The organism is Oscillibacter sp. UBA6647 (assembly GCA_002455655.1).
In the GTDB taxonomy this organism is placed as follows: Bacteria; Bacillota; Clostridia; order Oscillospirales; family Oscillospiraceae; genus Oscillibacter.
Window position 1 is genome coordinate 1 of sequence record DKLF01000004.1, and the last position, 8,313, is coordinate 8,313.

8 protein-coding genes are annotated in these 8,313 nt (G+C 56.7%); all 8 read left to right on the forward strand.

The features are described 5' to 3' along the window. On the forward strand, positions 1 to 906 hold a 906-nt coding region (locus B2W96_RS00370; RefSeq protein WP_293007412.1), incomplete at its 5' end, for a TRAP transporter substrate-binding protein. A 2-nt stretch (positions 907 to 908) separates the two neighbouring features. Next, positions 909 to 1,397: a TRAP transporter small permease gene (locus B2W96_RS00375; RefSeq protein ID WP_293007414.1), complete on the forward strand. Its 489-nt coding sequence runs from the start codon at positions 909 to 911 to the stop codon at positions 1,395 to 1,397. Between the two features lie 3 nt (positions 1,398 to 1,400). Beyond that, positions 1,401 to 2,678 carry a TRAP transporter large permease gene (locus B2W96_RS00380; protein ID WP_293007416.1) on the forward strand — a complete coding sequence of 426 codons (1,278 nt, stop codon included), beginning with the start codon at positions 1,401 to 1,403 and terminating at the stop codon, positions 2,676 to 2,678. An 83-nt stretch (positions 2,679 to 2,761) separates the two neighbouring features. Further along, positions 2,762 to 3,814: a zinc-dependent alcohol dehydrogenase gene (locus tag B2W96_RS00385; protein ID WP_293007418.1), complete on the forward strand. Its 1,053-nt coding sequence runs from the start codon at positions 2,762 to 2,764 to the stop codon at positions 3,812 to 3,814. Positions 3,815 to 3,843: 29 nt separating this feature from the next. Continuing rightward, entirely contained in the window at positions 3,844 to 4,686 is an 843-nt protein-coding gene (locus B2W96_RS00390) for a transketolase (RefSeq protein WP_293007420.1), read from the forward strand. 13 nt (positions 4,687 to 4,699) lie between these two features. Next, positions 4,700 to 5,674, forward strand: a complete 975-nt coding sequence (locus B2W96_RS00395; protein ID WP_293007422.1) for a transketolase family protein — start codon at positions 4,700 to 4,702, stop codon at positions 5,672 to 5,674. A gap of 78 nt (positions 5,675 to 5,752) precedes the next feature. Then, entirely contained in the window at positions 5,753 to 6,928 is a 1,176-nt protein-coding gene (locus tag B2W96_RS00400) for a 4-hydroxybutyrate dehydrogenase (protein WP_293007424.1), read from the forward strand. 22 nt (positions 6,929 to 6,950) lie between these two features. Continuing rightward, positions 6,951 to 7,982 (forward strand): zinc-dependent alcohol dehydrogenase, encoded by a 1,032-nt coding sequence (locus B2W96_RS00405; RefSeq protein ID WP_293007426.1) that lies wholly within the window; start codon positions 6,951 to 6,953, stop codon positions 7,980 to 7,982. The last annotated feature ends 331 nt before the right edge of the window (positions 7,983 to 8,313 follow it).

An 8,313-nucleotide genomic window follows, 5' to 3' on the forward strand; every position in this document is an offset into this window, starting at 1 on the left:
GTCCTGAAGCTGTCCCACCATGTGACGGAGGGTGACAGCAACGACATCCTGTTCAACAAATTTGCCGAGTTGGTCAAAGAGAAGACCAACGGCGAGATTGAGATCGACATCTATCCCAACGGACAGTTGTATGGCCAGAAGGACGGGCTGGAGGCCCTGAAACTTGGCACGCTGGATCTGGCCATGTCCGACACCTCCCTGTGGGCCAACTATGACCCCGCCTGCGGCGTGCTGGATATGCCCTACATGTTTAAGAGCCGCGAGCACGCGATCAAGGTGGCATCTTCCGATATCATTGACCCCATTAAGGACCGCTTGGTGAGTTCCGCCGGAATCCGTCCCATCCTTGTGGAGTGCCTGAACTTCCGCAACGCGCTGGTGAAGGATATGAACGTTGACTCCTTTGAAGATTTCAAGGGAATGAAGATGCGTACGCCCGAGGCTCCCATGACCATCGCCGCGTTTGAGGCCATCGGCGCCAACCCTGTTGTGATTCCCTCCGGCGAGGCGTATACCGCGGTTCAGACCGGTGTGGCCGACGGACTGGAGGGCCACGCCGAGTATATGGTTTTGCAGAAGTTCTACGAGGTTGCTAAGAACTATGTGCAGACCCAGCATGTCATGACGTTCACCGCTTTGAACATGAACGAGAAGGTTTATGAGACGCTGACCGATTCCCAGAAGCAGGCGTTTGCGGACGCAAGCACCGAGGCTCTGGCCTATTTCTATGAGTATACCGACAAGCTGTTTGAGGAGAAGTATGCCGAGTTGGAGGCCGACGGCGTCAAGATCACCGACATCGACCGCGCTCCCTTCGAGGAGGCCTGCGCTCCCTTCATCCAGAAGTTCGTCGCCGACAACAACCTGCAGGATGTATATAGCGCAATTATGGAGGCTGCTGAGTAATCATGCTGAACGCAACGAGAAAGCTTACCAACGTATTGGTGACGGCTCTGTTCACCATCCTGGTAGTCGTCGTGTTCATCCAAGTTATCTTCCGTCAGGTCGGCTTCAGCTTTCCGTATGCGGACGAGCTGTCCCGTTACACGTTTGTGTGGCTGATCTACTTGGGTGGCACCATTACCATCCGAAATGGGATGAACATCACCTTCGACGTTATTCTGGATGCGCTGCCCAAGCCTGTCTGGAGAGTCGTGTTTACCCTTGTAAACCTGATTTCCTGCTCATTTCTTGCCATGGCCACGGTGCTGGGGAGCAACTTGGCGTGGGTCAATCGCGTGCAGAACTCGTCCGTTATGAAGCTGAACATGGGTGTGGTGATGCTGGCGATTCCGCTGGGCGGCCTGCTGATGTTTTTTGAGCAGATCAGCTATTATCTCAGAAAGATGAAAGAAGCGAACGCGTCTTCTAAAGCCGTGGAAGGGGAGGGGGAATAAGAGATGTTTACAGTTGCATTCGGTTTGTTCTTCCTCCTGCTGCTTTTGGGCGTGCCCATCGCGTTTTCCATGGGACTGGGCTCCGCCATCGCCCTCTTTGTGAGCGGCGCAGTGGACCCTGTACTGGTGGGACACAAGCTCTTCACCGGCGTCGACTCCTTCAGCCTGATGGCGATCCCTTTTTTCATGCTTTCCGGAGAGCTGATGGAGCAGGGCGGCCTGTCCAAGCGGTTGGTGAACCTGTCCTCCGCGCTGATTGGTCATATTACCGGCGGTCTGGGACTGGTGGACATTCTGACCAGCGTGATTTTTGCCGGTATTTCCGGCTCCGCCGCGGCGGATACCGCAGCGGTGGGGAGCATGATGATTCCCGGCATGAAAAAGAAGGGATATCCCGGCGGAATGGCGGCCGTGATTCAGGCCTGCGCCGGTTCTCTTGGCCCGATTATCCCCCCCAGCATGACGATGATCATCTATTGCTCTTTGACCAACACCTCCATTGCTTCGCTGTTTATGGCGGGTGTGATTCCCGGACTGCTGATTGGCGTGAGCCTCATGGTCCTTACCTATTTTTATGCAAAGAAGATGGGCATTAAGGGCGAGAAAAGATGCGGCCTGAGAGAGATATGGGTCGCCTTGAAAGAGGCCGTCTGGGCCATCATTATGCCCGTTATCATCATCGGCGGCATTGTGGGCGGTATTTTTACCCCCACCGAAGCGGGCGCCATCGCAGTTGTGTATGCGTTCTTTGTGGGCATGTTCGTTTACAAAGAATTTACTCTGCCAGATATTCCTAGGATTTTCCAGAAGTCTGCCGGTATGACCGCCATGTCTTTGCTGATCGTCGCGGGCGCAGCCATTTTTAGCTTCCTGGTGGCCTTTGCCAAGGTGCCGCAGGCAGTGATTTCCTTCCTGACCGGCATCACAGATAACAAGTACTTGATCATGATCCTGCTGGTGCTGTTCCTGCTCCTTGTGGGCATGTTCATAGAGACCATTGCCGCAACGATCATTGTTGCACCGATTCTGCTGCCCGTTGCCGCGCAGTATGGGATTGACCCCATCCAGTTTGCTTTGGTGATGGTCATTACTTTGGTGTACGCAGGCGTAACGCCTCCTGTGGGCGGCGTACTGTTCATTACCATCGGCATTGCGGAGGTGAAGCTCAAGGATACTCTGAAATATCTGATGCCCTATCTGGCGGCGGTGTTTATCATCGTTCTGCTGTGTATCTTTGTACCCCCGCTTTCCACATTCCTGCCGACTCTGCTCTTCGGCTGATTCTCAAAAAAGACGGGCAGAATTTTAAGTTCTGTCCGTCTTTGTTTCACCGTCCAGATTGCTGAATCTATGGGAGGCTTTTTATGAAAGCGCTGGTAAAAACAAAACTTGGACCTGACTGCATGCGATACATGGATATGCCCGAGCCGGTTCCCGGCGCCGACGACATCAAGGTGAAGATTTTTGCCTGTGGTATCTGCGGCACGGATATTCATTTGATGCACGACGAATACCCCAGCAAGCCGCCGATTATCACCGGCCATGAATTTTCCGGCGTGGTGTCTGAGGCGGGCGCGAATGTGACCGATTTCAAGCCCGGTGACAGAATTGTGACCCTGACCGCCGTGGACACCTGCGAGGAGTGCGAGTGGTGCCGTCAGGGCCTTCGGATGCTGTGTCCCGCGCGCAAGAGCGTGGGCAGCGGCTGTAACGGCGGCTTTGCCGAATACGTGGTAATCCCCGCGAAGCACGCGTTCCACTTGCCCGACGGCATCGCCATGGAAACGGCGGCGCTTTGCGAACCGCTGGCCTGTGTGTGTCGCAGCGTCTGCGAGCGCGCATCCGTCAAGGCCGGGGACTTCGTTCTGGTCGCGGGTGCGGGCGTTATGGCCCAACTGACCGCGCAGGTGGCGATGGCCAACGGCGGCGTGGTGATTATGACCGGACTGAAAAATGACGCGGAGCGATTTGCCATGGCTAAGCGGCTGGGCGTTTTCGAGACACTTTACGTGGACGAGGGCGAACCGCTGGCCCGCGTTATGGAGCTGACCGGCGGCATGGGCGCGCAGTTGGCATTTGAGTGCTCCGGCGCGGCCGCCTCCGCGAAATTCTGCCTGGAGGCGCTGATGAAAACCGGCCAGTATATTCAGGTGGCGATTCCCGGAAAGCCCATTCCCTTTGATATGGACATGGCGCTGTATAAGGAAATCACCATTTCCAACAGCTACGCCTCCGAGCGCACGTCGTGGCTGATTGCCCTGCGCCTGCTGGAGAAAAAACTGATCAACATTGCGCCTCTTGCAAGCTCCATCCTGCCCCTGACCGAGTGGGAGGAGGGCTTCCGCCGCACGATTGTGAAGGAGGGCTTCAAGGTTCTTCTGATGCCACATCCCGAAGACCTGAAGGAGTCCGAGTAAATTGCTTTGCGCATGAAGGAGGTTTTTCAATGAATGAAGGAACAACAAAAGAAATGAACGTCCTTGCGGCACAAATCCGCCTGGAGACGCTGAAGGTGATCCATTCTCTTGGCTTTGGCCATGTGGGCGGATCCGTGGATCTGGCGGAGCTGATGGCGGTACTGTACGGCAAGGTCATGAAGTTCGACCCGAAAAATCCCCGGTGGGAAGACCGGGACTGGCTGGTTCTGTCCAAGGGCCACTCAGGTCCGGTGGCCTACGCTACATACGGGCTGATGGGCTTCTATCCCATGGAGGAGGCCTATACCCTGAATCATCCCCATACAAGGTTTCCCAGTCATACGGACCGCAAGCTTACTCCCGGTGTGGACCTGACCACCGGCTCACTGGGACAGGGCGCCTCCAGCGCGGCTGGCGCGGCGCTGGGCAACAAAATCGACGGACGGGACAATCGCGTGTTCTGCGTGGTGGGCGACGGCGAGGCGGACGAAGGTCAGGTGTGGGAGGCATTTCACTTTGCCTATGCCCACAAGCTGGACAATCTGGTGTATTTTATTGACAAAAACGGTTATCAACTGGACGGCAAGACCTGTGACATTCTGGACCACGGCAGCCTTGCCAAAAAGGCTGAGGCCTTTGGACTGTATACGCAGGAGATCGACGGGCATGACATGAACGCGATCTATGACGCCATCCAAAACGCCCGCGCGAAAAAGGGCGTGCCTTCCTGTATTGTGATGGACACCTGCAAAGGCAAGGGCGCGACATTTGCCGAGTCCAAGCACGACCACTCCTCTCAGCCCGACGGGGAGCAGTGGGTCGAGGCGCTGGCCACGGCAGAAAAGGCTCTGGCGGATGCCAGAAACGCTTGAGGAGGGTAGACCGATGAATGTGAAACTGATTGGCAAGCATGAAAAAGATTCCCGGGCAAGCCGGGATGCCTTCGCTCTGCCCCTGAAGGAGATGATGGCGCAGGACGAGAGCATCTGCTATGTGGACTGCGACCTGATGAGCTGCGTGAACACAAAGCAGTTGCAGCAGAACTACCCCGAGCGGGCGTTTCAGGCGGGCATCGCGGAGGGGAACGCCATGGGCGTTGCCGCGGGACTGATCGCCACGGGGAAGAAGGTGTTTGTCCACACCTTCGGCATTTTCGCCTCCCGGCGGTGCTACGACCAGATTTATATGTCCGCGGCCTACGCGGGGCTGCCGGTACATGTGATGGGTTCGGATGCGGGCGTGACTGCGGCGTTTAACGGCGGTACTCATATGCCATTGGAAGACGGGGGCATGTACCTGAATATCCCCGAGAGCACGGTGCTGGATACGGCGGACTACGCCCAGTTGGAAAGCGTGGTACGCCAGTTGCCGGGCATCACCGCCGGAGTGACCTACACGCGGTTCATCCGCAAGGATGTGATGAAAATATACGAGGACGGCAGTGAGTTTGAAATTGGCAAGGGCGTGGTGCTCCACGAGAGCGGGAACGATCAGGCCGCCATCATCACCTCCGGTCTCATGGTGGACGAGGCACTGAAGGCATACGAGGCTCTTCAGGCGGAGGGAATCTCCGTGCGGGTGATCGATATGTTCACATGGAAGCCGCTGGACGAGGATTTGGTGGTTAAGGCCGCCCGAGAGACGGGCGCTGTGGTGACGGTGGAGAACCACAACGTCACCTGTGGCCTGGGCAGTGCGGTGGCAAGGTGCCTGGCCCGCAGACAGCCTGTGGTGCAGGAGTTTGTGGGGGTACAGGACCGGTTTGGTCAGGTGGGCCATCAGGACTTCCTGATGGATGAATACGGCTTGCGGGCCGCGAACATCGTCTCCGCCGTGAAGGCGGCCATCGCCCGCAAGTGAGCTTCGGATATCCGGTGGGAGTGGAAGGCTCCCACCGGCGGCCCTGTGCGCGGCACAGGTATGAAAGGAAGAATGACTATGGATAAGTTTTCTGCTTCTCTGGCGGCGGACAGAAGAGAGATTGTCTTTGCCCCCACCGTGTATAAATTCCAGCGCTTTGCGGAGATGGCCCAGGAATTTGGCCTGAATGACCGGGACGTGGTGCTGTGCAACGAGTCGGTTCATGCGTCTTATATGAAGGAGCTGGGCCTGAAGTGCCAGTTTGTCTTCCGGAACAAATTCGGCTCTGGCGAGCCCAGCGAGGAAATGATTCAAAATATGTACGACGCCATTCCCTACGACAGCTATGATCGGGTTGTGGCCGTGGGCGGCGGCGCAATTTTGGATTTGAGCAAGCTTTTGGGGTGCCGCCGACCAGACACGGTTCACAATCTGTTCTTCAAGCGCTTTCCCGTGGTTCACGAGAAAGATGTGATTGCCATTCCCACCACCTGCGGCACCGGCAGCGAGTGCACTAATATCTCCGTCGCTATCGTCAAGGACGAGAAAGACGGGCGACTCACCGGAAGGGAGACAAAGCTGGGCTTGGTGTCCGACGACATCATTCCCAACCGCGTTTGCCTGATTCCAGAGCTGCTCCGGCCCTTGCCCTATAAGCCGTTTGCATGCTCCGCGATCGACGCGCTGATCCATGCCACCGAGTCTTTCCTCTCCCCCCACCGCAAGACCATGACTTCGGAGCTGTTCAGCGAGAAGGCCATGGATATGATTCTCAAGGGCTTCAAACTGATTAGCGAGCAGGGGGAGGAAGCACGGATGGACTATCTGGACGAGTTCATCACCGCCTCCTTCTACGCGGGAATTGCTTTTTTGAAGGCGGGCTGCGGCCCGGTCCACGGCATGAGTTTCCCTCTGGGCGGGACGTATCACGTACCCCACGGGGAGAGCAACTATATGCTTTTCGGCGCGATTTTGAAGTATTATGACGAGAAGAATCCCGACGGCGAGATTCTGAAATTCAAGAAGTTGGTGGCGCGGATTCTGGGCTGCGCAGACAAGGATGCGATTTCCACCCTGAACGCGCTGCTCCAGCGCATTTTGCCTCTGCGTCCCCTGCGGGAGACCGGCTTTACGGAGCAGGATATCGTGGAATTCCCCAAGTCTGTGGAGATCAACCAGCAGCGCCTGATGAACAACGCTTATTATTCCTTCGAGCGGGCGGATATGGAGCGCATTTACCGGGAGTGCTATTGAGCGGAAGCGAGGAGAGAGTATTATGAAAAAGCTGGTTTTGACGGATGTTCGGAAAATTGAGATTGTGGAGTGCCCTGTTCCCGAGCCGGGCCCCGGACAAGCCGTGGTGCGCATCCGCTATGCGGGCATCTGCGGGTCTGATCTCCATGTGTTCGACGGGCTGAACGCCAACGCTAAAATGCCGCTGGTTATGGGCCACGAGGCCTGCGGCGAGCTCTATTCCATGAACGATGAGCGTACCGATATCAAGGTCGGAGACAAGGTTTGCGCCCATACCATCAAGCCATGCAATAGCTGCGAGCCCTGCGCCGTGGGCCGGGAGAACCTTTGCAGGCAGGTCAAAATTATGGGTACGAACTTTGACGGCGTATTCACACAGTACATGCTGGTGGACGCCAACCGCCTGATTAAATTCTCCGATGACGTGGATATGAGGCTGGCCGCGCTGGTGGAGCCTCTGACTGTGGGGGTGCACGATGTGCGGCGGTCCGGCCTGCGGGCGGGCGATGATGTGTTCATTGCCGGCGCAGGTCCCATCGGCCTGATCATCGGCATGATGTGCAGGCTGTCCGGTGCGGCGCATGTGGTAATGGGGGAGATGAATCCCGTCCGCATCCAGATGGCGCAGAGTTTGGGGTTCACAGTGGCGAATACCACTGACCCCGCGGCATTTAAGGCCGTGTGCGACGAGGCCACGGATGGCGAGGGCTTTGACAAGTCCTTTGAGATTACCTCTGTTCAGCCCGGGTTCGACATGTGTCTGGCCGCACTGAAAAAGAGCGGCGTGATGATTCAGGTAGGCATGCCCCCTAAGGGCACCGTCATGGGTGTGGATATCGATAAGATAATTTACAGCGAATGCGAGCTGCGAGGCGTGCGCCACCACACGATGTCAAGCATGCAGGCGGCTGCCAAAATCATCAACTCCGGACGTATGAACGACCAGCTTGAAAAGCTGATTTCCGCCGTATACCCCATGGATCGGTATGAGGAGGCTTTGGAAAAGGCCCGCACAGACAAAACCATGCTGCGCGTGCTGATGGACTTTTCCTGACAGGAGAGGGATAAGGCTGGAGGGCGGGCCGCCATTCGCTGGTCTTTTCGGGACACGGGAGGCCGGATCCTGAACTTTATAAAGCGGAGAGTCAGCGATAGGATTTGCTGGCTCTCTGCTTTTTTTGGCACAGGACGCTTGTCTGCGGCGCAGCTCGCTTTTATCCTTTTGGAATAAAACGGGCTCCGCGACGGTTAAAATACTGTAATTGCCGCCTGAAGAGATTGCACGCTCGACATCCCCACATCCGACGCGGCCTTTTCTTTCTGAACGGCCCCCGCTCCGCCTCTTTTTCCGCCGCCGTTTTGGCGGCTCCGTGCGCCCCCGCGGG

What these genes read in the sequence shown, in the direction of transcription:
- B2W96_RS00375 (WP_293007414.1), top strand. Translation starts at nt 909, where the DNA reads ATGCTGAACGCAACGAGAAAGCTTACCAACGTATTGGTGACGGCTCTG.
- B2W96_RS00380 (WP_293007416.1), top strand. Translation starts at nt 1,401, where the DNA reads ATGTTTACAGTTGCATTCGGTTTGTTCTTCCTCCTGCTGCTTTTGGGC.
- B2W96_RS00385 (WP_293007418.1), top strand. Translation starts at nt 2,762, where the DNA reads ATGAAAGCGCTGGTAAAAACAAAACTTGGACCTGACTGCATGCGATAC.
- B2W96_RS00390 (WP_293007420.1), top strand. Translation starts at nt 3,844, where the DNA reads ATGAATGAAGGAACAACAAAAGAAATGAACGTCCTTGCGGCACAAATC.
- B2W96_RS00395 (WP_293007422.1), top strand. Translation starts at nt 4,700, where the DNA reads ATGAATGTGAAACTGATTGGCAAGCATGAAAAAGATTCCCGGGCAAGC.
- B2W96_RS00400 (WP_293007424.1), top strand. Translation starts at nt 5,753, where the DNA reads ATGGATAAGTTTTCTGCTTCTCTGGCGGCGGACAGAAGAGAGATTGTC.
- B2W96_RS00405 (WP_293007426.1), top strand. Translation starts at nt 6,951, where the DNA reads ATGAAAAAGCTGGTTTTGACGGATGTTCGGAAAATTGAGATTGTGGAG.